The organism is Marimonas lutisalis (assembly GCF_005434965.1).
Taxonomy (GTDB): domain Bacteria; phylum Pseudomonadota; class Alphaproteobacteria; order Rhodobacterales; family Rhodobacteraceae; genus Marimonas_A; species Marimonas_A lutisalis.
This window is the reverse complement of sequence record NZ_SKCI01000006.1, coordinates 16,153-34,228: the sequence shown is the minus strand read 5'-3', so window position 1 is coordinate 34,228 and position 18,076 is coordinate 16,153. Positions and strand designations below refer to the sequence as shown.

Here is an 18,076-nt window from a genome sequence, read left to right as displayed (position 1 = left end):
CTATTCCTCACCAAAACGCGCTAGCGTTGCCGTTTGGCATTGGTGATCTTCTCCAAAAGGGCGTCAAAAGCGCTGCGTTCGTCACGGTTGATTCGCAGCCCGTTGTCTCCCACGTCGTATTCCGTCTTGTCCTCCTGCTGGCCGTGTGTGGCACGGTTGCGGGCTTCGGCGGCCTGCCCCAGGCGCCAGGTCAGGGCCTCGTCGGCGGGGCCTGAGAGATCCTCCGCGGCCTCGTCGATCTCGGCCTTGAGGCCGCGGATCGCTTCGAGCTTGGCAAGCTCCTCGGAGACGGTCATCCGCGCGAGATCGGTATCGCCGGCATGGCGCAGGGCGGGCACGACGCGGAGATGGGGCTGGGCGAAGAGTTTTTCAAGCGCCGCCTCGCCCAGTTCCGCAGACATTGCCTCGGGCCCCGGGGCAGTATCTTCGGCCAGGAGGCGCAGCATGCGGTTGCGCAGGGCGTCGTGGTCGGGATCCAGACAGCTCATCGCTTCGACCTGGGCCTCGAACTCGGGCGCGATCGACGGTTCGGAAATCAGCACGGCAAGGATCACCGCCTCGCGCAGATGGTCCTGCGCGGCATCGCCGGCGGCCACCAGAAGCGACGACTTGGTCGCGGTCTGCACCTGTGGCTCGGGGCGCCACTTGCCACGCGGCGTCCATTCGCGGCGGGGATTGAACAGCTGCCAGCGCATCTCCTTGATCGCCTGGCCGTAATGCTGGCGGATCGAGGGATCGCGGATCAGTTTTATCTTTTCGCGCAAGGCCTTATCCAGCGCCGCCTTGCGTTCGGGGCTGTCGAAGTCGCGGCCTTCCGTCTCGCGCTGCCACAGGAGGTTGACCATCGGGATGGCCTGGTCGAGCAGCTTCTGAACGGCCCCTGCCCCGCTCTGGCGGATCACGTCGTCGGGGTCTTTCCCCTCGGGCATGAGGGCAAAGCGCAGCGACTGGCCCGCCTCGAGAAGCGGCAGGGCGAGGTCGATCACCCGCATGGCGGCGCGCAGGCCGGCAGTGTCGCCGTCGAGCGCGATGATGGGTTCGGGCGCGATGCGCCAGAGCATCTGCAACTGGTGCTCGGTGACGGCGGTGCCCAGGGGCGCGACGGTGGCGCCGAAACCGGCCTCCGAGAGGGCAATCACGTCCATGTAGCCTTCGGCCACGATGAGCGGCGCGCCGCGCCCCGCGGCCTCGCGCGCGGGGCCGTGATTGTAGAGCGTGCGGGACTTGTCGAAGAGCAGAGTTTCGGGTGAATTCAGATACTTGGCGTTATCGTTGGGGTCCATCGCCCGGCCGCCGAAGGCGATGCAGCGGCCGCGCGGATCCCGGATCGGGAACATGATCCGGTTGCGGAACGTGTCATAGGGTTTGCCGCCCTCGCGGGTCGAGGGCTTGGCCAGGCCGGCATCGAGAATGAGCTGTTCCGCCACGCCCTTGCCGCGCAGGTGATCCCACAGGTTCTGCCAGCCATCGGGCGCGAAACCGATCTCGAACCGGTCCTGAGCCGCCTGGTCAAGCCCCCGTTTTTGCTCGATATATTCGCGGGCCGGGCCGGCGGCGCCGGTGCGCAGTTGCAGGCGGAAAAACTGCACCGCCTGCTCCATCACCTCGGCCAGCTCAGACCGGCGGTCGGCCTTTTCCTGCGCCTGCGGGTCGCGGGCGGGCATCTGCATGCCGGCCTCGTGGGCGAGGATTTCCACCGCCTCCATGAAGCCGACATTCTCGGTTTCGCGGACGAAGGAGACGGCATCGCCCTTGGCATGGCAGCCGAAGCAATAGTAGAATCCCTTGCGGTCATCTACATGAAAAGACGCGGTTTTTTCCTGATGGAACGGGCAAGGCGCCCACATGTCGCCCTTGGCCTGGTTGGATTTGCGCATGTCCCACATGACCTTGCGCCCGACCACCTGGGAGAGCGAGGTGCGGGTGCGCAGTTCATCAAGGAAACCGGGCGGCAGCGACATGGGCGATTACGAATTTTCTGCGAAAATTCAGCTCCTTACGGTTTGTAGGCGTTGCATTGTTCGATGAAGGCGGCGGGCACGTCCTGTTTCAGGTCCTTGCGGTTGAGTGTGTAGACGAAGCCGACGAGGAACGGCACGGCGGGGGCCATGCCCTCGTCTATGGTTTCGAGAATGGCCGTTTTGGCCTTCGCCTCGGAGCGGAATTTCTTACGCATTTCAACCGCTTGGGAAACGATCTCGCCCTGTGCGGCGCAACGCTTCTCGCGTTCCTTCTGGGTTTCCGCCAAGGCCGGCGCGGCCATGGACAGGATCGTGAGAGCGGTAAGAATACGGCGCATGAGACCTCCTGCAGGGGATTCGGATCAGGTTTGTTTTACCGCATAATATGGAGCAGCGCACGGCGGGGTTAAAGGCGCGGCGGCGCGGCAAAAACCGGGGGGTGACGCGCGGCTGACATCCGGCTGACATCCGTGCACCGCCGCAGCGCGGCATTTCTTAACCCGATATTCAGTAAATACGGCGCGCGCTGCGCCCACGACATGCGGGGGTGAACCCAGCGCACGCTTGACACCCGCCGGGACGGTGCGTTGACAACATCGAAACCTGCGCCTGCATGCGCGGGATCAGAGGCGACCCCGCGCCGCGACCGATTGCATCGCAATTTCCAGATCATGCACCAGCGTCGCCGCCATCGACCTGAACACCATGAGCCCGTAACGGTTTTCGCCCGTGCGCATGAGAACGCCGCCCATATGCGCGATTTCGGTGCGCGCGGCGTGGCCCTGTTTGAACACCGATGGCCGCAGATCGAGCGGGGTGAGCCGCGCCAGCACGTCGCGCGCACCGTCGCCTTCCAGCGCGACGCAGGTCCAGGCATCGGTCTGGTCGGTCATCGCCGCGCCGGGGATCGGCGCCAGCGGCGGGCCCAGCACCAGCGCCTGTCCGACCCCGGACCAGACCGCGCGGGCGTGCGCCTTACCGGTGGTGCGGTTCGGTTTCGGAAACGCCGCGCCCATCTGCACCTTGAGCGCGTCCGAGACGGCGCTCTCCTGTCCCTTGAACGGCGCGAGCGAGGTGATCGCATCAAACGCGATCTCGGTCACAGTGACGCTGCCGATGGTCAGCGGCAGGAGCCCGTCGCAGGGGGATTTGGCAAGAAGATCAGTCACGGGCGCGCCCTCCTTCCGGGTCAAAGAAGACCGGGTTGCAGACCTCGCAGGTGGTTTCCACACCGCGCAGGTGATCGACCATGCGGACGGTTTCGCCGATCCGCTCGGGCCCGCGTTTGAGGAAACCAAGCCCGATGAAATGGCCCAGCGTGGGCGAGAAGCCGACCGAGGTGACATAGCCCTGGTCGTTTTCGCGCGTGGCCTCGGCCCCGTCGTTGAAAAGATGCGCCCCGGCGGTGAGCTGTTTCACCGCGCCGGTGGGTTTGAGGCCGACAAGGCGTTCGCGGTCTTCGTCCATCAGCCCGGGCCGTTGCGAGGCCGTCTTGCCGATAAAATCCTTTTTCTTCGACATCATGCCCTGCAGCCCGACATCGAAGGCGGTGGTGCGGCCGTGGATCTCGGAATGGGTGATGAAGCCCTTTTCGATCCTGAGCACGTTGAGCGCCTCCATCCCGTAGGCGCCGCCGCCCAGCGCCTCGGCCCTGGACTTGAGCGTGCGGAAAAGGCTGTCGCCGAAGCGCGCGGGCACGGCGATTTCATAGGCATGTTCGCCCGAGAACGAGATGCGGAAGAGCCGCCCCGCGACGCCGCCAAGCGTGATGTCGCCGCAGCCCATGAAGGGGAAGCTTTCATCGTCGATCGGCGCATCCAGCAGCCCGTTCAGAAGCTCGCGCGATTTCGGGCCGGCAACGGCGAATTGCGCCCATTGCTCGGTCACCGAGATGATCTGCACGTCGAGATCGGGGCGCAGGCCCTGGCGGACGAGCTCAAGGTGGCGCATGACCTGCCCGGCGGCGGCCGTGGTGGTGGTCATCAGGTAGTGATGTTCGGAGAGCCGCGCGGTGGTGCCATCGTCCATCACGTGCCCGTCTTCGCGCAGCATCAGCCCATAGCGGGTGCGGCCGACCTTGAGCGTGGAAAACATGTTCGTATAGACGAAATCGAGGAATTCGGGGGCGTCGGGGCCCTGAATGTCGATCTTGCCCAGGGTGGAGACATCGCAGATGCCGACGGCATTGCGGACATAGCCCACTTCGCGATCGCAGGACTGGCGCCAATGCGTTTCGCCGGGGGCCGGGAAATAGCTGGGCCGGTACCAGAGCCCCGCCTCGATCATCGGCGCGCCGGCCTCCTCCGTGGCGGCGTGCGAGGTGGTGAAACGCTGCGGCGCGAAGCCCTTGCCCTGCGCGCCCGCGCCGATCGCGGCCATAGTCAGCGGCACGAAGGGCGGGCGGTAGGTAGTGGTGCCGGTTTCGGGAATGCTGCGCCCGGTGGCATCGGCCAGGATGGCGAGCGCGTTGACGTTGGAGTTCTTGCCCTGGTCGGGCGCCATGCCCTGGGTGGTGTAGCGCTTCATGTGCTCAACGGACGCGTAGGATTCCCTGGCTGCGAGGTTCACATCCTTGACGGTGACGTCGTTCTGGAAGTCGAGCCAGGCGCGGCCCTTGCCGGGCACGGACCAGAGCGCGGTGATGGAATAGGGGTCATCCTCGGCCTGCGGGATCTCGGGCTTTGCGGGCTTGAGGCCCAGATCGGCAAGCGCCTCTTGCGCGGCGTCGGCCCCCTGGGCGAGGCATTGCGCGGTGGAAAACGCGCCGTTGGCCGATCCGGCGGCGGCAAGGCCGGGGACCATGCCCGGTTTCGGCACGAAGGCGACGATCTTTTCGTCCCATGCGGGCCGGCCGTTCATGTGGCAGGCAATATGCAGCGTCGGGTTCCAGCCGCCCGAGACGGCCAGGCAATCGGCCTGCACCTTCTCGATGCCCGACTGGGTGGCGATCGAGACGGCTTCGAGCCCCTTGCGCCCCTCCGAGCCGCAGACCTGGCCGTGGTAGAACGGCACGTCGAGATCGGTTTTCGCGCCCGGGCGCGCGTCGATCAGGGCGGCGACGTTGATGCCGGCGGCGATGAGATCGGCGGCGGTGCGATGCGCGCTGTCGTTGTTGCCGAACACCGCGACCGAGCGGCCCGGCGCCACGTTCCAGCGGTTGAGATAGGCGCGCACGGCGCCGGCCATCATGATGCCGGGGCGGTCATTGTTCTGAAACGCGACGGGGCGTTCGAGGCTGCCGGCGGCGAGGATCGCGCGGCGCGCGACTATGCGCCAGAAACATTCGCGCGGGGCCTGGCCGGGGCTGGCGACATGCATCGAAACCCGTTCCAGCGCGCCATAGGTGCCGCCATCGAACACGCCGGTGACAGCGGTGCGGGGCATCAGGCGGACATTGTCCATTTCCGCCAGTTCGGCCACCAAGCCAGCGGCCCATTCGCGTCCGGGCTGGCCGCCGACCTCTTCGTTCTCGGCATTCAGACGCCCGCCCATGACCGTGTCTTCATCGGCCAGGATCACGTCGGCGCCCGCCCGCGCGGCGGTGAGCGCGGCCATCAGGCCCGCGGGCCCGGCGCCGACTACCAGCAGGTCGCAATGGGCAAAGGCCTTTTCATAGCGGTCCGCGTTGGGCTGGCCGGAGAGCGCGCCAAGCCCCGCGGCACGGCGGATCGCCGGTTCGTAGAGTTTTTCCCAGAAGGCGCGCGGCCACATGAAGGTCTTGTAATAAAAGCCCGCGCCGAAGAAGGGCGCGGCCAGATCGTTGAGCGCCAGCAGGTCCCAGTCAAGGCTGGGCCAGCGGTTCTGCGAGTGCGCCGCGAGCCCGTCGTGAAGTTCGAGCGTGGTGGCGCGGAGGTTGGGTTCCTGCGCGGCGCCGGTGCCCAGTGTCACCAGCGCGTTGGGCTCTTCGGACCCGGCGGTCATGATCCCGCGCGGGCGGTGATACTTGAAGCTGCGCGCGACCATGCGGATATCGTTGGCCAGAAGCGCCGAGGCGAGTGTGTCGCCGGCAAAGCCCTGGTAGGAATGGCCGTCGAAGGTAAAGCGCAGGGGTTTGCCGCGGTCGATGAGACCCCCGCCATTATGGCTGCCGCTGATCCTCATTTGCCCGCCCCTTTCACCGCGCTGGCCAGCTCGACCGCGTGGATGTCATGCGTGACGGTATCGCGCGTCACCACGAGCCACGCCGCGCAGCCGGTTTCATGATACCAGAGCTCGCGCGTGGGGCCGGCGGGGTTGTCGCGATTGTGGATATAGTCGTTCCACACGTCCGGCCCGGCCTCGGGATCGGGACGGTCGAGTGCCAGCGCATCACCCTGGTAGGTGAATTCGCGCCGGTCGCGGGGGCCGCAATGGGGACAGTTTATGCGCATCTGATTGTTTCCTTTCCCGGGCCTAGCACCGCGTCAGCCGGCCACCGGCCAGCATCTCGCGGCGGGCACCGTAGAACACGACCTGAATCTCGCCGCCCATATCGACGAATTTGCGGGTACCCGTGCCACGGCGGCAAAATTTCCGCCCCATGTCCTTGATGGCGATCTGCTGGAAATTGGCCTGTTGCCCGCGCGCATAAGCCAGCATCACCGGATCGACCACCGTCATATCGAACATCACGATATCACCATGCTGGCGCACCTTGCGCAGCACGATACCGTCGGCAATCAGCTTGCCCTCGCCCCTCTTGGCGTTGGCAACGACAGCTTCGATGATCATCTGAAGCTGAGGGCTGGACGCCTTTTCCCTTGCTGAAACCGGCGTCAGCAGAACGCAGGCAGCCAGCGCCACGGCAAGGACATGTCGGAACAGGGAAAACACGGGCAATCCTCCTTGGGCTTTACTCAGTGCAGGTTGTGCTGAGAGCCGGTGCCCTCTTCATCGAGAAGGCCCCTGCCCGTCTCGAACCGGTCGAGCCGGTAGCGCGCGGCAACCTCGTGCGGGGTGTCGGTGGCCATCAGGTGGGCCATGCACCAGCCGGAGGCCGGCACTGCCTTGAACCCGCCATAGCACCAGCCGGTATTCAGGTAGAGCCCCTCGATATGGGTGCGGTCGATGATGGGCGAGCCGTCGGGTGACATGTCCATGATCCCGCCCCAGCTGCGCAGCATCTTCGCCTTGCCGATCATCGGCATCAGGGTCATGCCGGCCTCGATCACGTGTTCGGCGGTGGGCAGGTTGCCGCGCTGCGCATAGGAGGCGTAGAAGTCGATATCGCCGCCGAAAACCAACCCGCCCTTGTCGGACTGGCTGATATAGAAATGGCCCATTCCAAAGGTCACCACGTGGTCGATCACCGGTTTCAGACCCTCGGTGACGAAGGCCTGCAAAACGTGGCTTTCGATCGGCAGGCGCATACCGGCCATCGCCGCCACCTGGCCCGAGCGGCCGGCGACGACCATGCCGACCTTTTTCGCGCGGATCGCGCCGCGGGTGGTCTGCACGCCGGTCACCTTGCCGTTCTCGATGTCGATGCCCGTCACCTCGCAATTCTGGATCAGGTCGACGCCGCGCTGATCGGCGCCGCGGGCATAGCCCCAGGCCACCGCATCGTGGCGGGCGGTGCCGCCGCGCGGGTGGTAGAGCCCGCCGTAGATCGGGAAACGCGCATTGTCGAAATCGAGATAGGGCAGCATTTTGCGCACACCTTCGCGATCCAGCAGGATCGCGTCGTCGCCCTGGTTGATCATCGCGTTGCCGCGCCGGGCCGCCGCGTCGCGCTGGCCGTCGGAATGGAACAAGTTGATGATGCCGCGCTGCGAATGCATCACGTTGTAATTGAGGTCCTCCTCAAGCCCTTCCCAGAGCTTGAGCGAGTGGGAGTAGAACTCGGAATTGCCGGGCAGGAAGTAGTTGGCGCGCACGATGGTGGTGTTGCGGCCCACGTTGCCGCCGCCGAGATAGCCCTTTTCCAGCACGGCGATGTTGGTCATCCCGTGGTTTTTCGCCAAGTAATAGGCGGTCGAGAGGCCATGCCCGCCGCCGCCGATGACGATCGCATCATATTCCGATTTGGGTTCGGGATCGCGCCAATGCGGGGTCCAGCCCTTGTTGCCGGTCAGCCCTTCGCGGATGATCTTGAGCGCGGAAAAGCGCATCGCTGCCCCCTGTCGTCACCATCGCGGCGGGCCTGCACGGCCCGCCTGTCGGGGGCAGGTTATCAGCCGTCCACGGCACTGCAACCAAGGTTTTCGACAGAAACTGGCCCGGGCGCGACAAAGCGACCGGACCATTGATTTAATCGTTTGCAACCAATACGAAACTTAGCGGCAAAGGTTGAGCGTGTTAGCCCAAACTATTTCAGTCGGACACGGACAATGCTTCGCTTTGTGCGATCCGAAAATATTGAGCATTGAAATTGTTTTCCATCCCAGCCGTGTTGCAGAATGCCATAACCATGTCTGTTGTGCCGGAGATTGTCCCGCCCGATATGATGGAAGCGCCTTCGATACCATTCGCGTCAGACGAAAACTGAACGTTGCCTTGCGCAATGATCTGGCCTCCGTACATGCTGAGGTATTGCGGGAATTCTACTCCACCATAGGTTACAATTTGCGCGTCGCCTCCAACAGCACAGCTATCATCACGACCGAGGCGTACACCCGAAGCACCAGTCACCGATTTTTCGGCAGTGTTTGAGTTGATAATGACTGCGTCTTCGAGGCTAACGTTTTCACCTAGCGCAAGATTGCAATTGGTTCTTATGACCACTTTGCTCAATTTCGTTGCAGCGTGAATTTTGGCAGACTGCCCAGACGACGTACAGTTGATTTCGTATATTCTCCCAGGGAGGAATACTGTGTCATCGAGCTTCTGTTGCCTGTCAACCGAAACCGGCGTGCTGTTGCTGATATAGCTTCTGTAATAAGGTGAAGTAGAATCTCCCACGCCCTCTGAAATTTCGTCGATACGATCGAGAATTCGGATTTGATATCCACCCTCGCGCAATGCCTGTTCAAGTCCTTCATTGGTTTCAAACCCATCGCTGGGCAACACAAGCTGATCGGTATCCGGCATCGAAACGATCGACCCAGCCTCAAACACGTTGTAGCTGTTGACCGAGACGTACGTATTTGAGTGCAGACAGAAGTAGGACTTGTATGTATTACTCGACGTCACGTTGATGACGTCCTCGGCGACAAACCCTTCGCGGAAGCAGGTTGGGATAAACGTTTCATAGACGGTGTAACGTTCCAAATCGAAGGCATCGAAACCGATGATTTTCAGAAGAAAGGTCGAAACCGCGTTGCCGCGTGCCCCACTTCGTGTTGCGACCACACGCACTGCGTCACGCGAAGACTCTTCAATCTTGAATGTCTCCGTCACTGGGTCCCATGTTCCGAAATCAATATCGCTTGTTTTGAGCGCGTCCCCGTGAATATCCGTTGGGAGCACTTTCGCTGCAACATCCATCGCCTGGGCAAGGGCATAACTCTGCGAATTCAACTCTCGGTTGTACAGGGCCGCATGTGCAACGGATTCGGTGGCGGCCTTCATACGAGTTTGACGCGCCATCCCATTGTTGAAATCAATCGCCAAACCGCTCAGTATCGACGCTATCAGCACAAGGAACAGCGACAAGATCGTTGTAGTTCCCCGCTCGTCGCGGCGGAAGCTGCACAGGATTGAGCAGAAAAATTTGGGCATATCTTCAGTACTCCACAAAGTGGCTCGAACTCACGCCTATCTTCGTTTCCGAAAAATAGTCGTCTAAGAGAGTGAACGGCATCAATTCAGTCGCCGGCACTGACAATTGTGTTGTGATGATCCCACTGGAAAGGTCTGTACTTATCGTGGGGTTAACGTTCATGTACGCGATTTTTTCAGCCACGTATTCAATAACACCCGCCTCCGTTCGGATGCGCCCCATTGAGAAGGACCGGTTTGCATCCTGCACGATGCGAAGCATCTGCGACTCTTTGTAGAACACCATCGAAACGTTCATCGTTATTATGATGATGAATACGAAAATCGGCATCCAGATAACGAACTCAATCGTCTGACTGCCGGACTCCGATTGCCAAAACCGGCGAGGCCATTGACTGATTTTCTTTACCAGAGTGTGCATTTTCGTTTCCTGAGCCTCCTGCGCAGGGACGCGACTTGACTTTCCAGGAAACTACGAGGGGTTTGTGGCGCGTTTCAGACCGAATAGAGATTTTTTTTAGCATCTGGGGAAATTGCGTGGCGCACCTTGACACAATCCTGCCTAATTCCAGATCGAAAAAGCGCAAATAAGGCAAAAAAAGGACGCTTCGGCAGCCAATTCCCAAGCATAATTCAAGGTCCCTCCTGGAGACCGTGGCAAAAGCTCGCTTAGTCATTTTCTACCGACACTGCATCAGATAAAGCTTCAAAGCCCCTTTGCGCGGTAGGAGGCTGCGACACGGTCAATCGCGACTAGATAGGCGGCGACGCGAAGATCGTCGACATCATCGCGGTCGTGCCAGACCTCGCGCATCGACTGGTAGGCGGTGCGCATCGTGTCATCGAGGCCCGAGCGCACGAGTTCGAGCTCGTCGGCGCCGCGCAGGTATTTGTCCTTGAACTCGGGCCGCAGGGTCCAGGCATCGCCGAGATAGCGATCGAGCCGCTCCAGCTCGTCGACGACAAGCTGGTGGCGCGCCTCTTCCTGGCGGCGCTGCATCCGGCCGAAACGGATATGGCTGAGGTTCTTGACCCATTCGAAATAGGACACGGTCACGCCGCCGGCATTCGCATACATGTCGGGGATGATGATCGTGCCCTTCTTGCGCAGCACCTCGTCGGCCCCGGCGGTGACAGGGCCGTTGGCGGCCTCGATGATCAGCGGCGCCTTGATCCGCGCGGCATTGTCCAGCGTGATCACCGCTTCGAGAGCGGCGGGGATCAGGATATCGCAGTCCTCTTCCAGAACGGCGGCGCCCTCGGCGGTGTGGGTGGCATCGGGGAAGCCGGCGACACCGCCATGCTTGGCCAGCCAGGCATGCACCGCCTCGACATCGAGCCCATCGGGATTGAACAGCGCACCGTCACGTTCGATGATGCCGGTGACGATGGCGCCATCCTCCTGCTGGAGGAACTTGGCCGCATGGTAGCCCACGTTGCCCAGGCCCTGGACGATCACCCGCTTGCCGTCGAGCGAGCCCGACAGGTTCGCCTTCTTGACGTCCTCGGGGTGGCGGAAAAACTCGCGCAGGGCGTATTGCACGCCGCGGCCCGTCGCCTCGACCCGGCCGGCAATGCCGCCGGCGTTCAGCGGCTTGCCGGTCACGCAGGCGCGGCTGTTGATGTCGGTGGTGTTCATCCGGGCGAACTGGTCGGCGATCCAGGCCATTTCACGTTCGCCGGTGCCCATGTCGGGGGCGGGCACGTTCTGGGCCGGGTGGATCAGGTCGCGCTTGACCAGCTCATAGGCGAAACGGCGCGTGATCAGTTCGAGCTCGTGCTCGTCCCATTCGCGCGGGTCGATGCAGAGCCCCCCCTTCGAGCCGCCGAACGGCGTTTCCACCAGCGCGCATTTATAGGTCATCAGCGCAGCCAGCGCCTCGACCTCGTCCTGGTTGACGGCGGTGGCGAAGCGAATACCGCCCTTGACCGGCTCCATGTGTTCGGAATGAACCGAGCGATAACCGGTGAAGGTATGGATCTGGCCGCGCAGGCGCACACCGAAGCGCACGGTATAGGTGGCGTTGCAAACCCTAATCTTTTCTTCCAAGCCGGGCGGCAGGTCCATGATTGCGACAGCGCGGTTAAACATCAGATCCACGCTTTCGCGGAAACTCGGCTCGTTTGCGGGGGACATGCAGGCCTCCTGTTTGCACAAATTTCGGACGCGACTCGCACCCGTGGGGTACAAAATGTCGCACCTTCGCGCAGAATTGCAAATCCGGGTTTCCAAGTGCTGAAGAAACACGGGCCCGCCCGACTCATCGACACACCCGGCGCGACACATTCGATTCCAATTGTCCGAATACCCGTGACAATCCGCGCGGCACCGGCGGGATTACCCGCCGCGCCCTGACAATGGCGCTATTAACTCCCTGTTTTTGACTAATTTCTGCCATGTTCCACGATCATATAGATACTCGGATTAATGCGTATCGACCGTGGGTGGGTCGACGCAGTTTGGACCAGGGTGAGAGTATGCTTGAACCTGCAAAGCACCGGATTTCGGCCCGGAACACGTCGTGTTCCGAAAACGGTCGTGGCATGGCCCGTACGAGGGTCAGGCGGTTTGCGCGCGACGAAAGTGGCGTGATGATCGCCTTTTCGATCTTCTTCTTCCTGATCATCCTGCTGATCGCGGGCATCGGGGTGGACCTGATGCGCTATGAAATGCAGCGCACGCGGCTGCAGGCGACGCTGGACCGCGCCGTACTGGCCGCCGCCGACATGCAGCAGGAACTGGACCCGGTATCGGTGGTGCAGGATTACATGTCCACCGCGGGGTTCGACGATGTCACCCTGAGCGATCCGAACGTGGCCGACGGGCTGAATTACCGCATGGTGGATGCCACGGCGACGATGCCGATGCAGACCCAGTTCATGCACATGATGGGGGTCGACACCCTGATCACCCCGGCCGTCGCAGGCGCCGAGGAAAAGATCGAAGGCATCGAGATCGCGCTGGTGCTGGATATCTCGGGCTCGATGAACTGGAACGATCGCCTGATCAATCTCAAGCCGGCCGCGCGCGAATTCATCGACACGGTCACGAGCCTGACCGAGGCTGGCGACGTTTCGGTATCAATCATCCCCTACAACACGCAGGTCAACGCGGGCGCGGCTCTGCTGGGCGAGTATAACGTGAGCGACGATCACGACATGTCGTACTGCCTGAACTTCGAGGCCGCCGACTTCAACACGACGGCAATGCCGACGAACCACACTTACGAACAGACGGCGCATTTCGACATGTTCTCGTATGCGACGGGAAGCTGGCCGCCGCAGGCCAGCGACATGCCAACACCGGTCTGCAACACGCAGACAGGTTCGGAAATCACCGTGATGGAGACTGATGCCACCACGCTGAAGAACAAGATCACCGCGCTCAGCGCCTATGGCAACACGTCAATCGATATCGGGATGAAATGGGCCGCGGCGTTGCTGGACCCCGGCACGCAAGGCGTCATCCAGAACCTGATCGACGGTGGGCATGTGGGCGCCATCAACGTCGGCCGCCCGGTCAGCTACACCGCGCCGGATATCCTGAAGGTGATCGTGGTGATGACCGACGGCCAGAACACCAACCAGTACATGCTGCCCGATGACAAGCGCGACGGGAACTCGGATATCTACGTGGACACGGCGACCGGCCGCATCTCGATCTGGAACGGCGGGCGTGACCGGTTCTTCTGGGTGCATGACAGGACCTGGAACACTAAGGCCTACGGCAACCATCTGTCGGGTAGCGATACAGCTCAGCGCCTCGATTACGATGAGCTCTGGGCTTACAACTCGGTCGCGACGAACGCCCGGTACAATTACGGCCCGATGTATCAAGCGCAGGGGTCATCTTCGAGCATCGCCTGGTCCGACTGGTATACGAACATGCCGGACATCAACCCCGGCACCGAGAAAGACATCCGGCTGCAGAACATCTGTCGCGCGGCCAAGGACAACGGCGTGATGGTCTATTCTATCGGCTTCGAGGCGACAGTGAACGGCAATGACCAGCTGCGCGCTTGCGCCAGCTCGCCCAGCCACTTCTTCGATGCGAACGGCACGAACATCACCGACACGTTCCAGGCCATCGCCGTGTCGATCGCACAACTGAGGCTGACCCAATGATGCGCTTTGCCGACATCCCCCGCAAGCTGCGCCGCTGGCGCCGCGACGAGCGCGGCACCGCGACGGTGGAATTCGCGATCATGTTCCCGATCTTCGTGACGCTGTTCCTGTCGGCGGTCGAGCTGGGCATGATCAGTTTCCGCCACTCGATGCTGGAGCGCGGGCTGGACATGGCGGTGCGCGACATCCGGCTGGGCACCGGCGAGGAGCCGTCCCACGACGAGATCAAGCAGGCGATCTGCGATTTTGCCGGCGTTCTGCCCAGCTGCACGGACAACCTGCGGCTCGAGATGATCCTGGTCGATCCGCGCAACTACACGCCGCCCCAGGCCGAAGCCGACTGCATCGACCATTCCGAAGAGGTCACGCCGCTGCGCAGTTTCGTGCATGGCCGATCGAACCAGATGATGCTGATGCGGGCATGTTACGTGTTCTCGCCGGTCATTCCGACCGCTGGCCTGGGCTATCACCTGAACAAGGATGGCGCGGGTAACGCGGCGATGTTCGCCACTTCGGCCTTTGTACAGGAGCCGCGCGGATGATGAGCCCCCTTCGCCTGTTTCGTGCCCGCCTGGGCGCCTTTGCCGCCGAGACCCGCGGTTCGGTCACGGTTGAGGCTGTGATCATGCTGCCGGCCCTGTTCTGGGCCTATTGCGCGCTTTACACATTCTTTGACGCCTACCGCTATACCGGCGCAGCGCATAAGGCGGCCTTTACCGTGTCGGACGCGATGTCGCGCGAGACCAACCCGATCAATGACGACTACCTGGACACCACGCACGAGCTGCTGGGCTTCCTGACTCGCTCGGGCAACCCGCACCGGCTGCGGGTGACGGTGGTGCGCTATGACGAGCAGACTGACGACCATTACGTGGAATGGTCGCAAACCCGCGGCCCAATTTCCGGGATCACCGCCCAGGACGCCAGCGACTGGGACGACAAGCTGCCCGGCATGGTGGACGAGGAGCGCCTGATCGTGGTCGAGACATGGACCGACTACCAGCCGCCCTTCAACATCGGGCTGAGCGAGTCGACGATCCAGACGTTCGTCTTTACTCGCCCACGCTTTGCCCCGCAGTTGCTTTATGACGCCAACGCTTAGTTTTTCGCCTAGGATAAGGAATGAACGCTCGGCGGCGCAACTTCCCGACCACGCTCCTCGGGCTCGTCATCGACCAATTCGGATGGGAAACCATCAGCCAGCACTTTGAGCCCCGTAGCCTCTTCCAACCGTTCGATAATGCGGTCCGACTGGGCGCGCTCGCCATAGCGCGCCTGGCCGTCGCGCATGATGTCGATGATCTGCGGGCTGATTTCCAATGGTACGCCATTGTCCTCGGCGATCTTCTGGAAAAGGCCGATATCCTTGAGCACCAGGTCCATGGTGAAATCGACACAGCGGGAGCCCGACAGGATCAGCTGGCTTTCGGTCTCGTGCACGAAGGACGTGCCCGAGCTGATCTTGATCGCCTCGTAGGTGGTGGCCATGTCGAGCCCCGCGGCCTTCATCGTCACCAGCGCCTCACACAGCGTCAGCAGGTTCGCGGTGGCGAGGTAATTGGTCATCACCTTGAGCGTCGAGGCCGAGCCCAGTTCGCCGGTATGCAGCACCCGCCGGCCCAGGATGGTCAGGATCGGCAACACGGTCTCAAACGTGGCACGATCACAGCCCGCGAAGATCGAGATGTTGCCGGTGGCCGCCCGGTGGCAACCGCCCGAGACCGGGCAATCGACGGCCGCGCCGCCCGTCTCGATCACCCGCTTGCCCAGCCGCGTCACCTCGCCCGCGTCGGTGGTGGACATTTCCAGCCAGATCTTGCCGGGACCGATATGCGGCAGCATCTCCTCCATCACCGCGGCGCAGGCCGCCGGGCTGGGCAGGCAGGTGATGACCACGTCGTTGTCCTGCATCATCTGCGCCGCACTGTCCGCCGTGCGCGCGCCCCTTTCGGCAAAGCCCGCCACCAGCGCCGGGTTGAGATCGTGCACGGCCAGGTCCATGCCGTTGCGCAGAAGGCTTCCCGCCAGCTTGCCGCCGACATTGCCCAGCCCGATGAAACCGATCTTCATGTTCCGTCCTCCCATCTCTTTCGCCGCAGACTGGCGGCAAGACCGGCGCGAAAACCGCCTGCTTGCGACGCTTTGCATGCCGGTTTAGCGTCATCGCATGACATGGCCGTCCAATGCCCCGCCCCGCCGCGATGGCGATACCGCCGCCGGGATCGAGATCACCGACGGGTTCGAGCGGTTTTCCCAGCGCAACGACATTTTCACCCGTGCCTTCTGGGACGACAGCGTGCGCAGCAGGCAGACGGATGCGTTCTTTGCCTCCTACCGGATGGAGGCCGCCCCGCGGCGCGGCGACGGGTTCACCCAGCGCGATTTCGCGCTCAGGAACGCCGCTTGGTATGTCTCGGACCTTGTGTCGAAGCGTTCGGCGGCCGAGGGCGTGCGCGAAGGCTTCCAGGCGCCGATCCGGGGCGACACGCCGCTGGCGCCCGAGCCGGTCGCGGTAGACGACCCGGCGGCGATGAGTGCCGAAATCAAGCGCATCGCGCGGTTCTTCGGCGCCGATCTCTGCGGCATCACCGGCTTCGACGAGCGCTGGCTCTACGCCGCCCGCGTCGATGTGCGCGATTTTTCCGAGGCGCCCAACGACCTGCCCCAGGGGATCACCTCGGTCATCGTTCTGGGCCACGAGATGGAGGAAAGCCTGGTCGCCACCTACCCTTCGGCGCTGGCGGGCGCGGCGACGGGGCGTGAATACAGCCACGAGGCCGCGATCGTGATGCAGCTTGCCGCCTATATCCGCAATCTCGGCCACGAGGCGGTGGCCTCGATGAACGACACCGGGCTGGCCATTCCCTACGCGGTGCAGGCGGGCCTGGGCGAATATGCCCGCAACCAGATGGTGATCACGCCGGAATACGGCCCCCGGCTTCGGTTTTCCAAGATCTTCACCTCGCTGCCGCTAGCCCATGATGCACCGCGCCGGCCCGGCGTGGCGAAATTCTGCGACATCTGCACGAAATGCGCCGATGCCTGCCCGGTCAAGGCGCTGCCTTATGGCCCGCCAACGGATGCAGGGCCCAACATCTCGGCCATCCGCGGCGTGCGGAAATGGACTTCGGACGCGGAAAAATGCTTTGGCTTCTGGGCGAAACTGGCCTCGGACTGCGCGATCTGCATGCGGGTCTGCCCGTTCAACCGCGATTTCCGCAAACCCCGCCACCGGCTCTGGCTGCGGCTTGCGCTGTCGCGGTTCCGCAGGCTCGCGCTCTGGCTCGACCGCAAGCGCGGCAAACGGGTGAAACCCTCGGAGTGGTGGCAGGCCCCCTGATCTCCAGCATCGATGACTTACGCCTCTGGTTCAGGGCAACAAAGCGCACAGCTTTCCTCTTCTCTAGTCGCAGTACCAAGTTGTCGCCACGATCTTGCCAAAGTTTCGCACGCTTCCACCTGTATCCAAGTTTCGCATCTTAGCGTTCCTTGTGCCGCCAAGCTGCCGTGGAGGCGACGCGCGATGCTCAGGTCTCAGGTTGGTTTTGAGAACAGTGGCACTGAAACGCCGCCAAGATCCGCCTCCTGAAACATTGGCTGCCTGGAAACCTGCCTATTAGGCCTTCCCAAGATTGAGAAGTCCGGCGCCAAGACAATGGCTGCTGGAGAAACAAATGTCTGCCAACGTTTCTTTTTTCAAAAGACTGCTAAGAAATATGTCCTTGTCGCTTTCGCTCGTGATGATACCAAGCGGCGTTGCCCTGGCCGAAGGTGGTCGGGATATTGCTGAACCAACCGTTAGCAAGGCGATCATTTCCACATCCAACACGCCGCGTGAACTTGAAAGGCGCTACGCGGCTGGTCCTCCCCGGCATATGAAAATCTATCTGACCGGATACAGCTTCTGGGATAACACCCCTCGCGGTACGGCGCGCATTGCCCACCCGGTTATCCACAAACATGCCGGCGGCATCGGAACCTACGACGACCCGGTCACGGTTGCTGTTGGACATAAGAAAGTCGGCAGTCGTAGTCGGCCTGATTTCCCTGTCGGTACGCGCATATATTTCCCGAAACTTAAAAAGTACGGAATTGTGGAAGATCTTTGCGGAGACGGTCCGAAACCGCAGAACGGACCTTGTCATTCGGGTTACCGCGGTCTGGTCTGGCTCGACATTTACGTTGGTGGCAGATCGCTTAGCGAAGCGGCAACGGATTTGTGCATGCGCTCGATTACAGGCGTACAGAGCGCCATGATGAACCCCGCGCGCGGGTTGCCTGTTCAAAAAGGCGAAATATCGCTGTCGAATTGCCGCCAAGGCTGAACCCCCTGTGCAAGAGCGCACAATACC

The 18,076-nt window shown here is 62.3% G+C and carries 16 protein-coding genes; 5 read left to right on the top strand and 11 right to left on the bottom strand.

Features of this window, described 5'->3' with window-relative positions; all coding sequences use genetic code 11:
• Positions 1-20: 20 nt before the first annotated feature.
• The 10 genes from dnaG to E0501_RS19515 form a co-directional block, all read right to left on the bottom strand.
• Entirely contained in the window at positions 21-1,961 is a 1,941-nt protein-coding gene (gene dnaG, locus E0501_RS19560) for a DNA primase (protein ID WP_137703104.1), read from the bottom strand.
• 35 nt (positions 1,962-1,996) lie between these two features.
• Positions 1,997-2,299, bottom strand: a complete 303-nt coding sequence (locus tag E0501_RS19555) for a hypothetical protein (RefSeq protein WP_137703103.1) — start codon at positions 2,297-2,299, stop codon at positions 1,997-1,999.
• A 285-nt stretch (positions 2,300-2,584) separates the two neighbouring features.
• Positions 2,585-3,130 carry a sarcosine oxidase subunit gamma gene (locus tag E0501_RS19550; RefSeq protein WP_137703102.1) on the bottom strand — a complete coding sequence of 182 codons (546 nt, stop codon included), beginning with the start codon at positions 3,128-3,130 and terminating at the stop codon, positions 2,585-2,587.
• Complete coding sequence (locus tag E0501_RS19545; protein ID WP_137703101.1) at positions 3,123-6,062, bottom strand: sarcosine oxidase subunit alpha family protein; 2,940 nt, start codon at positions 6,060-6,062, stop codon at positions 3,123-3,125. Before E0501_RS19545 ends, E0501_RS19550 begins: the two co-directional genes overlap by 8 nt.
• Entirely contained in the window at positions 6,059-6,331 is a 273-nt protein-coding gene (locus E0501_RS19540) for a sarcosine oxidase subunit delta (protein WP_137703100.1), read from the bottom strand. The genes E0501_RS19545 and E0501_RS19540 overlap by 4 nt, the downstream gene beginning before the upstream one ends.
• Before the next feature lie 22 nt (positions 6,332-6,353).
• Positions 6,354-6,743 (bottom strand): hypothetical protein, encoded by a 390-nt coding sequence (locus E0501_RS19535; RefSeq protein WP_137703099.1) that lies wholly within the window; start codon positions 6,741-6,743, stop codon positions 6,354-6,356.
• Positions 6,744-6,796: 53 nt separating this feature from the next.
• Positions 6,797-8,050: a sarcosine oxidase subunit beta family protein gene (locus E0501_RS19530; protein ID WP_137703098.1), complete on the bottom strand. Its 1,254-nt coding sequence runs from the start codon at positions 8,048-8,050 to the stop codon at positions 6,797-6,799.
• A 202-nt stretch (positions 8,051-8,252) separates the two neighbouring features.
• Complete coding sequence (locus tag E0501_RS19525; protein ID WP_137703097.1) at positions 8,253-9,599, bottom strand: TadE/TadG family type IV pilus assembly protein; 1,347 nt, start codon at positions 9,597-9,599, stop codon at positions 8,253-8,255.
• Between the two features lie 4 nt (positions 9,600-9,603).
• Positions 9,604-10,020: a TadE/TadG family type IV pilus assembly protein gene (locus tag E0501_RS19520; protein ID WP_137703096.1), complete on the bottom strand. Its 417-nt coding sequence runs from the start codon at positions 10,018-10,020 to the stop codon at positions 9,604-9,606.
• 285 nt (positions 10,021-10,305) lie between these two features.
• Positions 10,306-11,736: a Glu/Leu/Phe/Val family dehydrogenase gene (locus E0501_RS19515; RefSeq protein WP_137703095.1), complete on the bottom strand. Its 1,431-nt coding sequence runs from the start codon at positions 11,734-11,736 to the stop codon at positions 10,306-10,308.
• A gap of 407 nt (positions 11,737-12,143) precedes the next feature.
• On the opposite strand from E0501_RS19515, the gene E0501_RS19510 reads away from it, so the two are divergent.
• The 3 genes from E0501_RS19510 to E0501_RS19500 are packed head-to-tail and all read left to right on the top strand — an operon-like array spanning position 12,144 to position 14,826.
• Positions 12,144-13,724 carry a Tad domain-containing protein gene (locus tag E0501_RS19510; protein ID WP_205123523.1) on the top strand — a complete coding sequence of 527 codons (1,581 nt, stop codon included), beginning with the start codon at positions 12,144-12,146 and terminating at the stop codon, positions 13,722-13,724.
• Entirely contained in the window at positions 13,721-14,266 is a 546-nt protein-coding gene (locus E0501_RS19505) for a TadE/TadG family type IV pilus assembly protein (protein ID WP_137703093.1), read from the top strand. The genes E0501_RS19510 and E0501_RS19505 overlap by 4 nt, the downstream gene beginning before the upstream one ends.
• Positions 14,263-14,826 (top strand): TadE/TadG family type IV pilus assembly protein, encoded by a 564-nt coding sequence (locus E0501_RS19500; protein WP_205123522.1) that lies wholly within the window; start codon positions 14,263-14,265, stop codon positions 14,824-14,826. The genes E0501_RS19505 and E0501_RS19500 overlap by 4 nt, the downstream gene beginning before the upstream one ends.
• A gap of 8 nt (positions 14,827-14,834) precedes the next feature.
• Here the strand turns inward: E0501_RS19500 and E0501_RS19495 are convergent, their stop codons facing one another.
• On the bottom strand, positions 14,835-15,872 hold the full coding sequence (locus E0501_RS19495; protein WP_137703091.1) for an NAD(P)-dependent oxidoreductase: 1,038 nt from the start codon (positions 15,870-15,872) through the stop codon (positions 14,835-14,837).
• Positions 15,873-15,891: 19 nt separating this feature from the next.
• Here E0501_RS19495 and E0501_RS19490 point away from each other — a divergent pair, with 19 nt between their 5' ends.
• Complete coding sequence (locus E0501_RS19490) at positions 15,892-17,064, top strand: 4Fe-4S double cluster binding domain-containing protein (protein ID WP_137703090.1); 1,173 nt, start codon at positions 15,892-15,894, stop codon at positions 17,062-17,064.
• Positions 17,065-17,398: 334 nt separating this feature from the next.
• A complete protein-coding gene (locus E0501_RS19485) occupies positions 17,399-18,049 on the top strand; it encodes a hypothetical protein (RefSeq protein WP_235857917.1) in 651 nt (216 codons plus the stop codon).
• Positions 18,050-18,076 lie beyond the last annotated feature (27 nt).

Coding starts and splice junctions, on each gene's coding strand:
- dnaG (WP_137703104.1), bottom strand. CDS start 1,961: ATGTCGCTGCCGCCCGGTTTCCTTGATGAACTGCGCACCCGCACCTCG.
- E0501_RS19555 (WP_137703103.1), bottom strand. CDS start 2,299: ATGCGCCGTATTCTTACCGCTCTCACGATCCTGTCCATGGCCGCGCCG.
- E0501_RS19545 (WP_137703101.1), bottom strand. CDS start 6,062: ATGAGGATCAGCGGCAGCCATAATGGCGGGGGTCTCATCGACCGCGGC.
- E0501_RS19540 (WP_137703100.1), bottom strand. CDS start 6,331: ATGCGCATAAACTGTCCCCATTGCGGCCCCCGCGACCGGCGCGAATTC.
- E0501_RS19530 (WP_137703098.1), bottom strand. CDS start 8,050: ATGCGCTTTTCCGCGCTCAAGATCATCCGCGAAGGGCTGACCGGCAAC.
- E0501_RS19525 (WP_137703097.1), bottom strand. CDS start 9,599: ATGCCCAAATTTTTCTGCTCAATCCTGTGCAGCTTCCGCCGCGACGAG.
- E0501_RS19520 (WP_137703096.1), bottom strand. CDS start 10,020: ATGCACACTCTGGTAAAGAAAATCAGTCAATGGCCTCGCCGGTTTTGG.
- E0501_RS19515 (WP_137703095.1), bottom strand. CDS start 11,736: ATGTCCCCCGCAAACGAGCCGAGTTTCCGCGAAAGCGTGGATCTGATG.
- E0501_RS19510 (WP_205123523.1), top strand. CDS start 12,144: ATGGCCCGTACGAGGGTCAGGCGGTTTGCGCGCGACGAAAGTGGCGTG.
- E0501_RS19505 (WP_137703093.1), top strand. CDS start 13,721: ATGATGCGCTTTGCCGACATCCCCCGCAAGCTGCGCCGCTGGCGCCGC.
- E0501_RS19500 (WP_205123522.1), top strand. CDS start 14,263: ATGATGAGCCCCCTTCGCCTGTTTCGTGCCCGCCTGGGCGCCTTTGCC.
- E0501_RS19495 (WP_137703091.1), bottom strand. CDS start 15,872: ATGCAAAGCGTCGCAAGCAGGCGGTTTTCGCGCCGGTCTTGCCGCCAG.
- E0501_RS19490 (WP_137703090.1), top strand. CDS start 15,892: ATGACATGGCCGTCCAATGCCCCGCCCCGCCGCGATGGCGATACCGCC.
- E0501_RS19485 (WP_235857917.1), top strand. CDS start 17,399: ATGTCTGCCAACGTTTCTTTTTTCAAAAGACTGCTAAGAAATATGTCC.